We start from the raw sequence: 17,508 nt of genomic DNA on the forward strand, positions 1-17,508 counted from the left end.
TGCCATGGAGTGAAGCCTATGATAAATGATATTAGAGTTTTGATAATAGAAGATTCAAAAGCCTCTTTGAATTTTGAGGTAGCACAACTTAAAAGAAGTGGTTTCAATGTAGACTATGAGCAAATAGAAAATGCAGAAGATTTAAGAAAGGCGTTAAATTGTAAGGAGTGGGACATAATTTTATCTGATCATGTAATGCCAAATTTTAATTCTATTGAAGCATTGAAAATATTAAATGAAACAAAGTTAGATATACCATTTATTATAGTATCAGGTGAAATTGGGGAGGAGACAGCTGTTGAAGCCATGCGTGCTGGATGTAAGGATTATATCATGAAGGATAAAATGGCACGTCTTGGAATGGTCGTAAAAAGAGAACTTAAGGATTTGCATGAAAGAGTTGAGAGAAAAAGAGTAGAGGAAGAGATGAGAAATCTTCTTATAAGCTCAAAGGAAGAAGCAGAAGCAGCAAATAAAGCAAAAAGTAATTTCCTTGCAAATATGAGTCATGAGATAAGGACGCCACTTAATGGTGTTATAGGGATGATTGAGCTTACATTAATGAATAGCGAGTTAAAAGATGAATTGAGAGAAAATCTTCTAATTGCAAAAGATAGTGCTTATTCATTGATTAATATTGTGAATGCGATACTGAATTTTTCAAAATCAGAAGCAGGAAAAATGGAATTGAGGGAATCAAATTTTAATCTTAAAAATCTAATACATAACACACTTAAAATCTATTCATACGATGTAAGAAAAAAAGGAATTACTTTAGAATATAATGATTCAGATGAAATTCCGGATTTATTGTATGGAGATTCTGAAAAGTTACAACAAATACTTAACAATTTGATAAGTAATGCAATAAAATTCACAGATGGAGGAAGAATTTCATTAATAACTAAGGCTGAGCAAATAATAGGAGAAAAGATTATTTTAAGGTTTTTAGTTAAAGATACCGGGATAGGAATTAATGAAGAAGATAAGAATTTATTATTTAAAAGTTTTAGTCAATTAAATAATTCTTATTCCCGTGAATATAATGGAACTGGATTAGGACTTGCATTGTCAAAACAATTGGTTGAAATATTAGGGGGAGGGATTTGCGTTGAAAGTCATATGGGACTAGGAAGCACCTTTAGTTTTACAGCGGCTTTCAGACTAGTAAAGAGAGGAAAAGTGAATATTAATTCATATGAATTACAAGAGAAAAGAAATTTCGAAAATTCGAATGAAATAAATAGAAGCACAGATTTAAACACAGAATTAAGAAGATTAGTTGAAAAAATGGACGAGGCAAATAATAATCTAATCAAAATTGAAAAGATAGCAGAGATTATAAATAACTCTATAGTTATTTCTAAATTTGATGAACTAGTGATGATGGGATTTAAGTTGAAAGCAAATGCACGAAGGGGAAATGAGGAAAAAGTAAAAGTGACTTTTGAGCAATTGAGAGAACGCATTATTAGTCTAATGCATATATAAAATTTGGGTGGAAAAGAGGTTGGTATATGAGAATTCTTATTGCGGAAGATGATTATGTAAATAGACGGTTTTTATTTAAGTTTTTTTCACAATATGGTGATTGCGATATGGTAGTTAACGGAGAGGAAGCTGTCCAGGCATTTATGTTTTCAGTGGAGGAGAAAGATCCATATGATGTTGTATGTCTTGACATAATGATGCCAAAGTTAGATGGGTTAAAAGCACTGAAGATGATTAATTCAATTGAGAAAGAAAAACAAATAACCTATGAAAATTTGTCTAAAAAGTTTGTGATTACGGCCTTAGATAATGCAAAAGATGTCCAAAATGCTTTTGAACTAGGGTGTGAAGTGTATGTAACTAAGCCAATAAATACTGATAAATTAATCGAAGTTATGAAGAAATTAAATTTAGATATAGATGATAAAAAATAATTTAAATTATATAGGTATCTGGTATAGGCAAGGGTGTTTTAAATTGTATTCGTACAGAAGATATCTTTATATAAAGAAAGCAACTTATTAAAAGTAATTTATGAGAGGGTGTTTTATTATGAATTTAAATTGGGACAATAATTTAGCAACGGGGATTGTAAATATCGACAATCAACACAAAGAACTATTTGATCGTATTAATAAACTATTGATTGCCATGAAAGAAGGAAAGGGTAAGGATGAGGTTATAGGAACTTTAAACTTCCTTGAAGATTATGTTATAAAGCATTTTACTGAGGAAGAAGAAATTCAAAAGAAAAATAATTATCCTAAATATAGCATTCAACATAAACAGCATGAAGAGTTTAAAGAAGAACTTAAAGAATTGAGAAGGACATTTGAAACTACTGGAACATCTGCATTATTTGTGATAAAGGTACAAAATAGAATGTCAACTTGGTGGAAGAGTCATATACGAGATCTAGATAAGGATTTAGGAAAATTTTTAATAGAAAATTCTAAATAATATTAAGATATTTTGGATAAGGGGGATACATATATGAGAAGTTGGGTTGTAAATTTAAATTTGAAGTTTGTAAATAAATATAATGTTCCATTCAATAGTTTTGTTATTAAGGCAGAAGAAAAGGAAGAATTTCTAGTAAAAATGGATAGGGTATTAATAAAGGTTATGGAGTTAGTCAAATTTGAAATTGATGATATATCACCATTTGATTACAGAGAATTACCAGAAGAAATTGTTAATGAATATATTTGTGTAGATTAATTATGCTAAACATTTAAAATCTTAGGGTGAGGATTATATATAGATAATGATATTTGGGTATAGAAGTATAAATTATGAGAGGGTGTATGAAATATGTATGAAGTATTGAAAAAGGATGAAAGAGGATTAATAAATAATAAAATAGCGTCATCAATGGTAAAGTTTACTCATGAAGATAATGATTCGGTTATTATGGATATTAGCAGAATCAATATTAGTGGTGAGGTACTTATGCATTTTATGAATTCAAATTGGGATGCTGTGTTATCCACTGGAGTTGATAATATCGATAGACAGCATCAAGAATTATTTAGATTAATTAATAATTTGGTAAGTGCTATGAATGAAGAAAAAAGCAAGATAGAGATTATTAAGGCGTTGGATTCTCTTGAAGAACATGCAATTCGTCATATTAATGAAGAAGAAGCAATTCAAAAGGAAAATAACTATCCAGGATTAGAGATTCAGCAGATGCAGCACGAAGAATTCAAAGATTGCTTAAGGGACATAAGAAGCTTCTTAGAAACCAGAGAAATATCAACATTATTTATTATACATATGCAACAAAAAATATTTAAATGGTGTAGAAAACATATGCTAACCGCAGATAAAGATCTAGGAGAATTCCTAATAAATAGTCGTAGAAATTAGCTGATAATTTAAAAGGATAGTACTAAGAACGAAAATGGAACCTATGAAATAGATACTCAGAAAAGAGCTATTTCATAGGTTCTATTTAAATAATAATTCTTTAGTACAGTCTTTTTTTATTATATATTTATATTAGTATAGATCTCTGATAAAAGAAGCTTCTGATTTTTTTTAAGGCTATGGAGATGACAGTAAGTAGATTACTTAAATGCGATTCGATATTATTATAATTGCTGTTTTTCAATAAATTATTAATTTTAGTAGTTTCCTCATAGAGATCAGCTATTCTATAATTTCCGGAAAGACCTTTCAAATTATGAATTATTTTTTGAATATTTTCTAAATCACTTCCAATCATGGCGGTCTTTAACTCTGATAGTGCTAGATTAAATTCATTAATCAATTCAGCATAAAGTTCTGACACTTGTTGAAGATTAAGTCCTAAATCATTTGAAAAACCAATTATGTCATAATTTTTGTCGTAATTCATAAATTATATAGCTCCTCTTTCTTAAAATATAGTATGTCCTATTAATTGATATCTTCTTTATTAATTCTAGCTAATAGGATGCATACCTTTTCGATAAAGTTTGGAATATCAATTGGTTTAGTAATATAATCAGAAAATCCTAATGATAATCCTTTTTCTATATCTCTAGGCATTGCATGAGCACTAACAGCGATGATTGGGATATCTTTAGTCTCCTTATGCATTTTGAGTCTTTTGAAGACTTCATAACCGTCTATTCCAGGTAAATTTATATCTAGTAATATAATATCTGGCTTATGGGCAATGGCTAAATCTAAACACAGCTCACCAGAATTTGCTGAAAGCATTTTTAAATTACTAATTTGGGATAGAGCACGTTCAACAAGTCGTAAATTAGCAGGATTATCTTCAGCATATAATATTGTACGAAATTTATCGTTAGGGAAATAAGTTCTATTTTCAGATGTCATCATATTTTCAGAAGTTTGCAAAATAGACGATTCGATGCAAGGAAGTTCAATCCAAAAGTGACTGCCAGCACCTTTTTCGCTAGTTACAAATATTTCACCATTCATTAATTCAGTTAGTTGTTTAGCAACTGCAAGCCCAATACCAGTCCCCTCAATTGAGTTATTAATTCTGTTTAGACGATAAAATGGTTTGAAAATCAATTCTAAATCAGAATTGGATAAGCCAATTCCAGTGTCAATAACATGAAATCTATACTTATCATTAACCTTATCATGATAAAAGATTACTTGGCCATCTTTTTTGTTGTACTTAATTGCGTTAGATAGCAAATTGAGCAAAATTTGTTTTAATCGTGTATGGTCAGCCGAAACAAATTCATCTGAATTATCTATAGGATAATTAATAATTTTTATTTTATGTTTATCCGCAAATGGTTTTATTATGGAAATAGCCTCTTCTATTACATGTTTAATCGGAACAGATTCAATTGAAATGCTAAGTTTTCCTGATTCGATTTTTGCTAAATCTAATATTTCGTTAATCAACTCCAGTAAGTGACTGCCAGCTTTGGATATTTCCTTAACACTCTGACTCTGAGAAGGATTTAATGGAGATTCAGGGTCTAATTCTAAAATTTGAGAAAATCCTAATATAGCATTTAATGGTGTTCTAAGCTCATGACTCATGCTAGATAAAAATTCGGATTTTGCTTTACTAGCTTTTTCAGCCTCTTCTTTTGCAGTAATAATAGAACGAGCCATTTTCTTTTGTTCTGTAATATCACGAGTTAGAACTACTACTCTATCTTTATAGTTTAGATGAGGAGAGATACATGCCTCAAACCATTTTAATCCATCTTTGGATTGGATATTAAAATCCATAGTAGTAGATTTTCTTGATTTAATGACATAATGTATCTTCTCTTTAGCAATTTTAGCTGTACTTTCATCTAAAATATCATAGATAGAATTAAGATGACCGTGCATATGTAGTTTATACAAATAAGTATGGACGCTGGACCATAACTTAGTGATATAACCGTTTATATCTATCTCTGAGATTATGTCATTAATTGAATCAACAAGTGACCTGAAATCAACTTCTTTTTTTCTGAGTTCAGATTGGGTAACTAATAAATTTTTATTTGTTTCACCAATATGATGTCCCATTTCTATCAAATTTAATGCTATATCTTCTAATTCTGAGATCTTTAATAGTGGATCAGCTATATCATATTTACCACTACTAATCTCCTGAACAATATTATTAATATTTAGCAGAGAGCCAGAAACAATATGGCTCATATTTTTTACTTTCTTATAAGTAATTAAGAAAAATAAAAGATACGATAAAATTAATCCTAATATTGTAATGATTCCAATTTTCAATAAATTATTTCTTAGCATATCAGCATTAGAGTATATATTTTTTGTTGGAACAACTATTAATAATTTTAAATCTGTATTAGGGATAGCAGACCAACATGCAATTCTAGGTTCTTCTTTTAGTGTGAAATTTGAAAATCCAGTTTCGCTAGTTTGAATTTCATCCATTAATGTGGATAAATCATTATTGTTATACAAGTTATACTGATAATACCCGTTTCCATATTTTAAAACGAGTTGATCTAAATTCAAATCACTTTTTCCAACATCAGAAAGTGAAAGAATATTACCATCTTTTCCAATCAATAAGTTATAACCATTCCAAGGAATATCAATTTCTAAAACCTTATTGACAATTGAATCCATATTTATATCAATGCCTACAACACCTTCTAAGAAATTGCCGTTATAAACAGGACATATAGCAGAACTTATAAAATTGTTGTTACTTGAATTAAAATCATGAGCCACCCATTTTACTTTTTGATCTGGATTATGATTAGCATCAGCTTCATAATAAAATTTGCTAGAAGGTATTTGTAGAGAATAATTATAGCTATTAAAAACATCAACGTATGGGTAAGTTATATTTAAGGAATCAAAGGTATTAAAATATATGGAATTAACTAATGGACAAGAATTCTTAATATCTGCCATTAATTTTTGTTGTGTTAATACCTTGGCTATTTTCTTTTCTTTATCATCTCTTGTAGCAGGTAGAAAATTATTATAAAAAATTGCTGCCTCATCAGCTGAATTGTTCTCTTTAGTATAATAAATATTATCATTTGAATATGATAACCTACTATATTCTGTAGGAGTTAAAGAAACTGTAGTTGATAAAGCATGTCCCATTTGCAAACTGAAAAACATTGTAGAATTTGAAATAGATGATAAGTGCTGATCAATTAAGTTAACTTCTTGTTTAATAATTTTATTAAGTTCACTTTTTGATTGATCTTTGTAAAAGGCAACCGAACTTTTATGAGACCAGTAATTTGAGATGAAATATATACAAATAAAAATTATTTCAATAATTATTAATGGAATTAATGCATTACGAATATAGGACTGCCAAATCCATTTATAAAGAGAAAAATTTTTATGAGTATTTGCTTTATTCATAATATCACCTCACCCATTATGCCTAGTAATCATAAACACTGTAAGGTACTCGTGATTTTGGAAATTATATCATCATAATTAAATGGTTTAGTAATGAAATCAGCAGCACCTTTAGCCAACGCTTTATCATAGTATTCCTTATCGTTTTCAGCAGAGATCATAATTATAGATAGTTTATTATCATACTTTATAAGATTTAGTTCATCTATAATTTGAAGTCCATCAACAAATGGCATCCTAAAGTCTAATAGTATCAAATTAGGTTTATATGTAGAATATAATCTTAAAATTTCTCTAGAATCTGTTAATGTTTTTATATTCTTATAACCAGATATGTTAAGCATTCTTTCAAGTAGTAAAACATTAGCAATATTATCATCAACTATCAAAATTTTTGACATTGATTTATCGACATTCATAATTTAATCCCCTCTCAAAAAAACTTAAAAGTCAACACCTAAATACTTACAAAATTAATACCTACTATGAATAATATAACATATTTTAGAAAAAAGTTTAACCAAATTTTAGTTTTTTATTATAATTATTTCAGTATCTAAATATTAAAATAATTATGAGATTAATAAATGAAGTTCAACAACTAAAAAATAAGAGAAGTGATAAATATATACAAAAGGAATAAATTATATATTTAAAATATATACATACTATATTTAGAAGATAAGAGATTAGAATATTTATAGTATTCCTAAGTTAATATAGTATTCATATAAAACTTAGGAAAGGGGAATCAAACAGAGTAGTAAGGTCGAGTACACGATGTGATATAATTAAAACTAAATAATCAATTTTTAATGTAGTATTTATTGGAGTAATAAAAATGAATGTGATATTAAGAATTATGATATAAATTAAGTATGTACTTGCAAATAATAATAAAATATATAGAATTATGGTATAATTTAGTATATTTATATATGTATATGTATATGTAGAAAGGAGATAACAAGAGATGCCATTTATAGGATCAAAAGTTAGTGTGAAAATTTCAAAGGAAAAAGAGGAAATTATAAAGAAAAAATTAGGGGAAGCAATAAATTTGATTCCGGGAAAAAGTGAAACCTTTTTGATGGTAGGCTTCGAAGATGACTACTCATTATATTTCGGAGGAGAAAAATTAGAAAAGGGTGCATTTATAGAAGTAAAAATATTTGGAAAATCAAATAAGGATGCATATGATGCTTTAACAGCAGAAATTTGTAACATATATGAAAAGGAATTAGACATACCTCAAGATAAGATATACGTGAAGTATGAGGAAGTTGCAAATTGGGGATGGAATGGAAAGAATTTTTAACCACGACTGGTAATTGGATATAGGCGACCTAAAGTAAAGGGTACTCTGATGTAACAATGCACATAGTATCCTTTATTTATAATATTGAAGGAGGTACAACTTGATTATAGGAATTGCACAGATGGATATAATCTGGGAGAATATTAATAAAAACATGAAGAAAGTTGAAGAATTCATTGAAAGAGCTTCGAAAAATAAGGTTGATTTAATCCTATTTCCTGAGATGGCTTTAACGGGTTTTACCATGAATATAAACAAGCTTGTATTATCTGAAGATGAAATAATAAAATGGATTGGAAAAAATGCTAAGGATAATAATATAAATATAGGAATTGGTGTTGCGGTAAAAAGTGATAAAATGGGTAGCAATAAATATATTATTATGTCAAGAGAAGGGAAATGCTTAACTAAATATACGAAAATACATCCATTTTCGTACAGTGGTGAGGATGATAAATATCATAAAGGAGATAAGATACTCACATGTGAGATTGATGGATTTAAAATAGCTCCATTTATTTGCTATGATTTAAGGTTTCCAGAAATATTTCAAATAGCATCTAAAGAAGCGCAAATAATAACTATAGCCGCTAATTGGCCTAAAGAAAGAGATAAGCATTGGATAACTTTATTGAAAGCTAGGGCTATAGAAAACCAATGCTATATAATAGGGATAAATAGAGTAGGAATTGGAAATGATCTTCATTATAATGGAAAATCAGTTTTTATAAGTCCAGATGGTAATATATTGAACGAGGTAATTGAGAAAGAAACACTAATTATAAAAGAGTTAAAAATAGATATGATAAGAGCGATTAAAGAACAGTTTGATATAAAGAAGGATAGAAGAGAAGATTTATATAAAGCTATAAGTAATTGTAATTCTATTTAACATTAAAGTAATGAATGGTAGGTAAAGCTATGATAAATGATTTTCAAGAAGAAATTGAATATAGAAAGCTCGCATTAAAAAAGGATATTAAAAAAAGTGGCGGAAACTGTGCAAGGATACTTCTTGCGTTAGTATTATCAACATATGGATTAGTGTTCATAATGACATTTTCTATAAAATTTATAGGACCAATGATAGGATTCAATGTAGTAACTAATCTAAAGGAAAATATAATTTTAGGACTTTCAAGTGACGCATATAATTTTTTTGCTGGATATTTTACATGTATAGTTGGGGATCTTATAGCAATTCTAATAGCAATAAAAACTATAAAGGTGAAATTTAGGCAAGAAATATTTTCAAAGAATAAGTCAAATAAAATGTTTGTATTATTAGGAGCAACTTCTTGTATAGGGGTAGGAATGATTTCAAGCATGGTATATATGATATACTCAACAATTTTTAAGATTTTAGGATTAAACATTCCACAGCCAGATTTTAGTTTCCCTAAACAAAACACTTTTTTAATATTATTTTTAATATATGTATGTTTAGTGGGACCAATTTTAGAAGAAATTATATTTAGGGGATTTATACTCAGAAGTATGCAGAAGTATGGGAATCTAACAGCAATGATTGTTTCGTCAATTCTTTTTTCCATGTTTCATCTAAACCTAGTTCAATTCATCAATCCAATACTTATGGGAATTGTTTTAGCATTTATTGCAATTAAATCAAAATCTATTATACCGTCGATGATAGCTCATATATTTAATAATACGATAACTTTTGCTACAACAGGAATATCTTTATTAAAGATGCCTATATTGGAGTATGCATTTGGAACTTTGTACTTTTTAGTTGGGGTAGCTGCATTATTGCTATTTATTAGTAAGTATAAAAGCGAATTTTTAGAAATAGTAAAAGAGGATACAAGAATATTAAAGACTCACCAGAAAGTACGATATTCTTTTAGTGGAGCGTGGTCGAGGGCTTATATAGTATTCTATATAATATTTATTGTTGTAACTATGGCAGCAACTAATTTAGCAAAGTAATCTACTATAAAGGACAAAATGTTATTTTATGAATTTAAAGGAGGATTAATATGATAAATAAAATATTGTTATCTATAATAGAGAATTTAAATGATGAGCTTATAGAAGTATATCGCAAACTACATGAGAATCCTGAATTGTCTAATGAGGAATATAAAACTACACAACTGATAAAAGATTTGCTAAAAAGAGCAGATATAGATATTCTTGATTTACCTTTGGATACAGGCCTTGTAGCACAGGTAAAAGGAAATCCTAATGGTCCTGTCGTTGCTATCAGATGTGATATAGATGCATTACCAATCAAAGAAGAGACAAGTCTCTGTTATAAGTCTAAAGTTGATGGTATGATGCATGCTTGTGGTCATGATTTTCATATGGCGGTGATTTTAGGTGCAGCATATTTAGTTAAAAAGCATCAAGGGTCATTAATAGGAACAGTAAAATTTATATTTCAGCCGGGTGAAGAAAGTGCGGATGGAGCTAAAAAAATTTTAGAGACAGGTGTTTTAGATGATGTGGATGCAATTTTTGGAATACACAATGTTTCAGATTCAGAAGTTGGAATAATGGGAATAAAAACTGGAGCAATGACAGCTGCTGTCGATAGGTTTGAAATAAATATTACAGGGATTGGTAGCCATGCTGCTAAGCCGGAAAAAGGAATAGATCCAATTATAATTGCCAGTAACATAGTTACATCACTTCAAACAATTATCAGTCGTAATATAGGTCCAACAGAAAAAGCGCTATTAAGTGTGACTCATATAGAAGGAGGAAATACTTGGAATGTAATTCCAGAATCAGCATATCTTGAAGGCACAGTAAGAACATTAGATGAGAATATACGTCAATTAATAGCTAAGAGAATGAATGAAATGGTATCAGGAATAGCACAATCTTTTGGTGGAAGTGCAGAGCTTATTTGGCATTCAGGTTCTCCGGCAACAAATAATACTGAAGAATGGGTAGAGTTTAGCACTAAAATTGGAAAACGATCTGGATATGATGTTAGAAGAATATCTATGGGTCTAGAGGGTGAAGATTTTGCGTATTATCAAAGAAAAATACCAGGTGCATTTATAATTGTAGGAACAGGAAAATCTTATGCGCACCATCACCCGGAATATAAAGTTGATGAGAAGGCAATTTTAAATAGCTCGAAATATTTTGCACAACTGGCAGAAGGTGCTTTAAAAGAGATAATAGATAAGAAATATAAACATAAGATTAAGTAGATAAAGGTACTTAATTTAAATATTTATTTTGTAATATAGTAAAGAATTAAAAGTTTTAAAGCTACATTACTAGTGATTAAGTTTAATAAAGAAATTGAATTTCAATTTTAAAAATAAGTCCCTAACAAATGATTGCAATGATTGAAAGAAATTACAAAGTGTGATAAGTTGGTTGTAATTAGTAAAATTTGAGGAAATAGTTGCATAAATGCTCCAAATAGTTTATTAGAGATTATTATGATGAATCATTTCTGAGAATTATTACGGCAGATTGGAATTCAAAGGAGGGAAAATGAGGAGATGGAGTACAAGCTATTTAAATCATTAGCAGATAATCTTCCACAGCCTATATGGATAAAAGACCTTGAATTGAGATTTATATATGTAAATAAAGAATACAAAGCTATATATAAAGATATAAATAAAGAATTTATTGGAAAAAATGATGCAGAGATATTTGATGGTGTTGTAAGAGAGGAATGTATTAAATATTGCAATCAAGTTATAAACTCCTTAAAGCCATTAACTGAAGAAGGGTACCTTGATGGAAAGCGCAGAAAAATTACTATAGTTCCGCTAATTGATGAGGGAAAAGTATTTGCTGTAGCTGGCATATATGCAAATTTAGATATTATAAAAGAAAAAGATAAGATTATAGAGAAACAAGAAAACATATTAAAAGTTGTAATGGATACACTTCCAGGAAGAGTATTTTTTAAAGATAAAGAAGGCAGATATGTATATGTAAATAAGCAATTTGATGAATTCTATAATAAGGATGGTATAGGAGAAGTAGTAGGAAAGACAAATATTGATATACATCCAACGGAAGAATTGGCTGCAAAATATTCAAGAGAAGATAATGAAGTAATAAAAAATAAAAGAAGTATAAAAGCTGAAACAATACTTTACTCAGAAGATGGAGAGGAAATATATACAGAAGCAGTAAAAGTGCCTGTAATCGATAAGAATGGTGATGTTTCAGGTGTTGTAGGATTAGTATTAGATATAACTGAGAAAAAAGAAGCAGAGAAAAAATTAAGGCAATTAAGTTTTACTGATATTTTAACAGGTTTATACAATAGAACATATTTTGAAGAAAAAGTGAAAGAGTTCCAAGGTGAAGAGTATCTTCCGGTAGGAGTAATAATGGGGGATGCCAATGGACTAAAATTAGTAAATGATACGCTAGGTCATGATCAAGGCGATGAACTTTTAAGATTAATAGCCCAAGCACTTAAAGATGTATGTGGTGAAAAACAGTTGATTTTCAGAACTGGTGGAGATGAATTCGTAATTTTAAGTAAAAATACAACTGAACAGGAATGTGAAATCATTATTAAAAATATATTTGATCGTTGCAAAATGTATAAGCACGATTTAATCAATGTGAGCATATCTTTAGGTGCATCAGTAGCGGATAGCTTGAATAAGAGTATATATCAAGCATTAAAAGAAGCAGATGATAAGGTATATAGGCAAAAGTTGCTACAAAAAACCAGTCTTAATAGTTCTATAATGTATTCTCTGCAAATGGGTTTAGAAGCTAAGAGTTTGGAAACTGAAGAACATACAGATAGAGTATTAGAAAATTCTATTGCGATAGGAGAAAAGTTATCGCTTCCAATGTCGGTAATGGATGAGCTAACAATAGTTGCTAAGCTTCATGATATAGGGAAAATAGGAATAAATGAAGAAATATTACTTAAGAAGGGTGAGCTAACAGAAGATGAGTTCGAGGTAGTTAAAACTCATACAGAAAAAGGATATAGAATAGTAAAAGCATCAAATCAATTAGATAATGTAGCAAAAGGTGTCTTAGCTCACCATGAAAGATGGGATGGAAATGGCTATCCACTTAAATTAGAGGGCGAGAAAATACCGCTAGTATCTAGAATTGTTAGTGTTGCGGATTCATATGATGCTATGACTAACAATGGTATTTATAAGAGATGCTTGAATAAAGAAGAAGCAATCGAAGAATTAAAAAGATGTTCAGGGAAGCAATTTGATCCAATTATAGTTAAGGCATTTATAGAATACTTAGAAGAAACTGAGGAATAATAAAATCTATTGGGAATTTATAATAAGAGAGAAGATATTCATGATGTGAGATATAATTAACTTAATGAAAGCTGCAATTTTTGATTACAATCCCTACGTTAAGGGATTTTTTTATGTATTCATTAAGTAATAAAGATATAAGTATGATATCATATGAAGTAATTACATTATATTGGAGGTGTGATATGAAATTTGATATTTATAAAATAGCTGATAATTACAAGCTCTCAGAAACAGAGAGACAGGTTTTGCAATACATATTGACTAATATTGATTCTGTTTTAACTAAAGGTGTAAGAGATGTTGCAACAATTAATTATACATCGGCGGCAACAATAATAAAGCTATCAAAGAAGCTAGGTTATACAGGCTATGTCGATATGATATATCGACTAAACTTCATAGTAAAAAATCATCAAAACAATCAAGAACATATCTCTGATATTACTAGCTTCATATCAGAAATTGAAAATAAGAAAATAGAAGATTTCATTTCTATGATAATTAAACATAGAGAAGATATAATTTTCATAACAGCCACTGGATTCTCTGATTCGATTGCAGATTTCTTTTGGAGAAAGATGTTAGTGCTTGGGTTTAAATGCATTAAAACAAATTCTTATGGAGTATATGACAGCAATCAAATAGGAGGCGCCTTAGTTATTGGAATATCTAAAAGTGGAGAAACGGAAAGTATAACAAAAGTGATTGATTATGCATCAAAAAATGAATTGGATATTATAACTTTTACTGGTAAGTCAGAGAATCACATGGCTAAAAAGGCAACCTTAAATTTTATGATATTAGATGATAAAGAATTAGATGATAGAAATCTTACCGCGAACTATTTTTATGCTAGGGTAATGATTGTAATGGAATATTTGCTAGATAAGGTAATGAGTAATTTATAAAATATAGATATCCAAACTAATCATACCCATGTGGAAACTTACTGAAATTATATATAGAAAGCTATCTCGATGTTAACTAATGAGATAGCTTTTTTAAAGTGTAAAGGTAAACATGTTTACTTTTGAGTCAACATGTTGCTGAAACGTTTAAAACTATTAACAATATCTATTAATAATGATATCCTATTCTCACAGGTAATTACCCAAAGAAAATTATAAAATAGTGAAGGGGAATATTTAAATGAAAGATAAGATTTTAAATAGTATGCAGAAATTTGCCAAAGCTATGATTGGACCGGTCTTATTCTTACCCATTGTAGGTATGTTGATTGCATTAACAGCAGTTTTCACCAATACAACATTTGTAAAAGAAGGCGGAGCAATTTGGGTAACAGGAAAATTCTTTAATGGAATGTTATCACCGATTATGGGGAACTTAAGCATTTTGTTTTGTGTCGGAATAGCGATGGGGATGTCAAAGAAGAAAAAAGCGGAAGCAGCATTCATTTCCATTATGTCATATATTTTGTTCCTAGGCGCGAATAGTAAGTGGTTAGAGCTATCTGGAAAAATAATTAAAGGTGATACAGCATCAGCTTTATATGGAACTGGGCAGACAATCCAACTAGGATTCCATGTGACAGATATGGGAGTGTTTCTAGGAATGATTCTAGGAGTACTAGTTGCTATAGTTCATAACAAATATATAGATAAAGAATTTAGTGGCGCTATGGCTCCATACGGTAATAGTAAGTTTGTATTCGTTATCATGATTCCTGTAGTAGCTATATTAAGTATTGGTACCACATATGTATGGCCTACAATAGCTGCTGGAATCACAGCTCTTACTGGATTTATGAGTTCTGCAGGGGCGGCTGGAGTGTTTGTTTATGGATTTTTAAATAGATTCTTAGTTCCAACAGGCTTACATCATTTAATTTGGTCTCCATTCCTATATTCAGCAGTTGGGGATCAGATGATAATAAATGGCCAAAATGTAATTGGAGCAAAACCAGTTTTCTTAGCATTGCTTAATGATTCAACAATCTCTATTATGCCTGATTCAGCAAGATTTTTAACATATGGATTAGTTAAAACTTTTGGTGTAATTGGAGTTGCCTTAGCATTTTACTTCACTGCTAAAAAAGCAAAGCGTAGTAATTTAAAGGCACAATTAATACCATCAACTTTAACAGCAGTAATCGCAGGTATCACAGAACCATTAGAATTTACATTTATTTTTGCTGCACCATTACTATGGTTTGTTTATTCAGTGATTGATGGACTATTCCAAATGTTTGTATACCTATTAAATGTAAGAGTATGTGCAACTAATGGAATATTAGATTTTTTAGTAATAAACTTGCCAGCAGGTATAGGTAAAACTCATTGGCCTGTGTATATACTAGTAGGATTAGTTGAAATAGTTGTGATTTTCTTAGTATTCAAATTTATGATTGAGAAGATGAATTTAAGAACACCTGGAAGAGAAGAAAATAATACAGATGCTGTAATTGATTTAAATGAGAATGCAGCAAAAGTTAAGCAAGATATGAAATCAGAAAATAAAAATAATAGTAAAGCTAATAACGATGATGAAAAAGCATTAACAATAATTAGAGCATTAGGTGGAAAAGCAAATATAGTAACAGTAGAAAATTGTTTTTCAAGACTTAGAGTGGATGTTATAGATAACACCTTAATTGATGAAGAAGCTTTAAAAGGAACAGGCGCAGCAGGTGTTGTGAAAAAGGGAAATAATATACAAGTTGTATATGGCCTTTCAATTAATAAAATTAGAACAATAGTAGATGAAGCATTAGACAGAGCAGAATAAAATGAAGGAGGAATCATTAAAATGAAAAAATTTAAATTAGTAATAGTAGGCGGGGGAAGCACATATACACCAGGGATCGTAAAGAGTTTACTTTCAAAGAAAGAGGAATTTAAGATATCGGAATTAAGATTATATGATATAAATGCAGAACGTCAAAATAAAGTAGGAGTGATAGTAAAGAAAGTAGTAGAAATGTTTGATCCAGAGGTGAAGCTTGTTCTTACAACTGATCCAGAAGAAGGCTTTAAAGATGCAGATTTTGTTTTCGCTCAAATGCGTGTTGGATTATATAAGATGAGAGAACAAGACGAAAAAATTCCACTAAAATATGATGTGGTTGGTCAAGAAACATGTGGTCCTGGAGGATTAGCATATGGATTAAGAACAATATATCCTATGGTTGAAATGATAGATTTTTGTGAAAAATATGCAAATAAAAATTATTGGATTGTTAATTATTCTAATCCAGCAGCTATTGTAGCAAAAGCTATGTATAAGTTAAGACCAAATGCAAGGATTTTAAATATATGTGATATGCCAGTTGCAATTATGAGAAATATGGCTAATATCTTAGATTGTGATAGACATGATATAGAAGCAGATTATTTTGGATTAAATCACTTTGGATGGTTTACAAAAATTAGAGTTAGTGGTGAAGATAAAACTGAGGAGTTAAAAGCATATGTAAAGGAACATGGTTATATTCCACCGGATTCAAGGAGTGAAGTAAGACATAATGATGCATCATGGCTTCATACATTTGATAATGCTAAACATATAATGCAAATGTTCCCTAAATATCTTCCAAATACGTATATGCAATATTATCTTTTAGGAGATAGTATTGTAAAAGAAGCAGATAAAAATCATACTAGAGCTAATGAAGTAATGGAAGGAAGAGAGAAGAAGATATTTGATGCTGTAGATCAATATAATGCTACAGGGCAAATTGATCTTACACAATTCTTTACTGGAGTGCATGGAGAATTTATTGTTGAAGTTGCTATGAGCTTAGCTTTTGATTTAAGAAAGAGACACTTAGTTATGGTAGAAAATAATGGGGCAATAAAAAACTTACCTGACGATGCCATGGTAGAAGTACCTGCATATATAACTAAAGATGGACCAGAACCAGTACGTGTAGGAGAAATACCAACTTTCTATAAAGGAATAATTGAACAACAAGAAGCATCAGAAAAACTTGTAGTTGAGGCTGCTATTGAAGGCTCATATGAAAAAGCACTTATGGCATTTACTATGAACAAAACAATTCCATCTGCATTTGTAGCAAAACAGATTTTAGATGATATGATTGAAGCTAATAAAGAATATTGGCCAGAATTGAAGTAGGATAGA

The 17,508-nt window shown here is 29.6% G+C and carries 16 protein-coding genes; 13 read left to right on the plus strand and 3 right to left on the minus strand.

Annotation, left to right across the window (positions count from 1 at the left end):
- Positions 1-18: 18 nt before the first annotated feature.
- From L3B96_RS02125 to L3B96_RS02145, 5 genes are all read left to right on the plus strand, one after another.
- On the plus strand, positions 19-1,491 hold the full coding sequence (locus L3B96_RS02125; RefSeq protein WP_238858675.1) for a hybrid sensor histidine kinase/response regulator: 1,473 nt from the start codon (positions 19-21) through the stop codon (positions 1,489-1,491).
- Positions 1,492-1,517: 26 nt separating this feature from the next.
- Positions 1,518-1,925 (plus strand): response regulator, encoded by a 408-nt coding sequence (locus L3B96_RS02130; RefSeq protein ID WP_012060971.1) that lies wholly within the window; start codon positions 1,518-1,520, stop codon positions 1,923-1,925.
- Between the two features lie 118 nt (positions 1,926-2,043).
- On the plus strand, positions 2,044-2,451 hold the full coding sequence (locus L3B96_RS02135; RefSeq protein ID WP_012060970.1) for a bacteriohemerythrin: 408 nt from the start codon (positions 2,044-2,046) through the stop codon (positions 2,449-2,451).
- Positions 2,452-2,484: 33 nt separating this feature from the next.
- Complete coding sequence (locus L3B96_RS02140; protein WP_012060969.1) at positions 2,485-2,712, plus strand: hypothetical protein; 228 nt, start codon at positions 2,485-2,487, stop codon at positions 2,710-2,712.
- 93 nt (positions 2,713-2,805) lie between these two features.
- Positions 2,806-3,363: a hemerythrin family protein gene (locus L3B96_RS02145; RefSeq protein ID WP_236895839.1), complete on the plus strand. Its 558-nt coding sequence runs from the start codon at positions 2,806-2,808 to the stop codon at positions 3,361-3,363.
- A gap of 127 nt (positions 3,364-3,490) precedes the next feature.
- Here the strand turns inward: L3B96_RS02145 and L3B96_RS02150 are convergent, their stop codons facing one another.
- Genes L3B96_RS02150 through L3B96_RS02160 form a run of 3 tightly spaced genes read right to left on the minus strand, consistent with a single transcriptional unit; the run spans position 3,491 to position 7,253 of the window.
- Positions 3,491-3,853, minus strand: a complete 363-nt coding sequence (locus L3B96_RS02150) for an Hpt domain-containing protein (RefSeq protein WP_077829069.1) — start codon at positions 3,851-3,853, stop codon at positions 3,491-3,493.
- Positions 3,854-3,894: 41 nt separating this feature from the next.
- A complete protein-coding gene (locus L3B96_RS02155; RefSeq protein WP_238858676.1) occupies positions 3,895-6,834 on the minus strand; it encodes an ATP-binding protein in 2,940 nt (979 codons plus the stop codon).
- 29 nt (positions 6,835-6,863) lie between these two features.
- Positions 6,864-7,253, minus strand: a complete 390-nt coding sequence (locus tag L3B96_RS02160) for a response regulator (RefSeq protein ID WP_238858677.1) — start codon at positions 7,251-7,253, stop codon at positions 6,864-6,866.
- A 554-nt stretch (positions 7,254-7,807) separates the two neighbouring features.
- On the opposite strand from L3B96_RS02160, the gene L3B96_RS02165 reads away from it, so the two are divergent.
- From L3B96_RS02165 to L3B96_RS02200, 8 genes are all read left to right on the plus strand, one after another.
- Positions 7,808-8,152, plus strand: a complete 345-nt coding sequence (locus L3B96_RS02165) for a phenylpyruvate tautomerase MIF-related protein (RefSeq protein WP_077854546.1) — start codon at positions 7,808-7,810, stop codon at positions 8,150-8,152.
- A 100-nt stretch (positions 8,153-8,252) separates the two neighbouring features.
- Positions 8,253-9,044 (plus strand): carbon-nitrogen family hydrolase, encoded by a 792-nt coding sequence (locus L3B96_RS02170; RefSeq protein ID WP_238858678.1) that lies wholly within the window; start codon positions 8,253-8,255, stop codon positions 9,042-9,044.
- Between the two features lie 29 nt (positions 9,045-9,073).
- A complete protein-coding gene (locus tag L3B96_RS02175) occupies positions 9,074-10,102 on the plus strand; it encodes a type II CAAX endopeptidase family protein (RefSeq protein ID WP_238858679.1) in 1,029 nt (342 codons plus the stop codon).
- Between the two features lie 50 nt (positions 10,103-10,152).
- Entirely contained in the window at positions 10,153-11,340 is a 1,188-nt protein-coding gene (locus tag L3B96_RS02180) for an amidohydrolase (RefSeq protein ID WP_238858680.1), read from the plus strand.
- Between the two features lie 300 nt (positions 11,341-11,640).
- Positions 11,641-13,404 carry an HD domain-containing phosphohydrolase gene (locus tag L3B96_RS02185; protein WP_012060960.1) on the plus strand — a complete coding sequence of 588 codons (1,764 nt, stop codon included), beginning with the start codon at positions 11,641-11,643 and terminating at the stop codon, positions 13,402-13,404.
- A gap of 185 nt (positions 13,405-13,589) precedes the next feature.
- Entirely contained in the window at positions 13,590-14,315 is a 726-nt protein-coding gene (locus L3B96_RS02190; RefSeq protein WP_238858681.1) for a MurR/RpiR family transcriptional regulator, read from the plus strand.
- A gap of 241 nt (positions 14,316-14,556) precedes the next feature.
- Positions 14,557-16,152, plus strand: a complete 1,596-nt coding sequence (locus tag L3B96_RS02195; protein ID WP_077829073.1) for a PTS transporter subunit EIIC — start codon at positions 14,557-14,559, stop codon at positions 16,150-16,152.
- A 21-nt stretch (positions 16,153-16,173) separates the two neighbouring features.
- A complete protein-coding gene (locus L3B96_RS02200) occupies positions 16,174-17,502 on the plus strand; it encodes a 6-phospho-alpha-glucosidase (protein ID WP_012060957.1) in 1,329 nt (442 codons plus the stop codon).
- Positions 17,503-17,508: the final 6 nt, after the last annotated feature.

Source organism: Clostridium sp. YIM B02569 (assembly GCF_022320765.1).
In the GTDB taxonomy this organism is placed as follows: domain Bacteria; phylum Bacillota; class Clostridia; order Clostridiales; family Clostridiaceae; genus Clostridium; species Clostridium beijerinckii.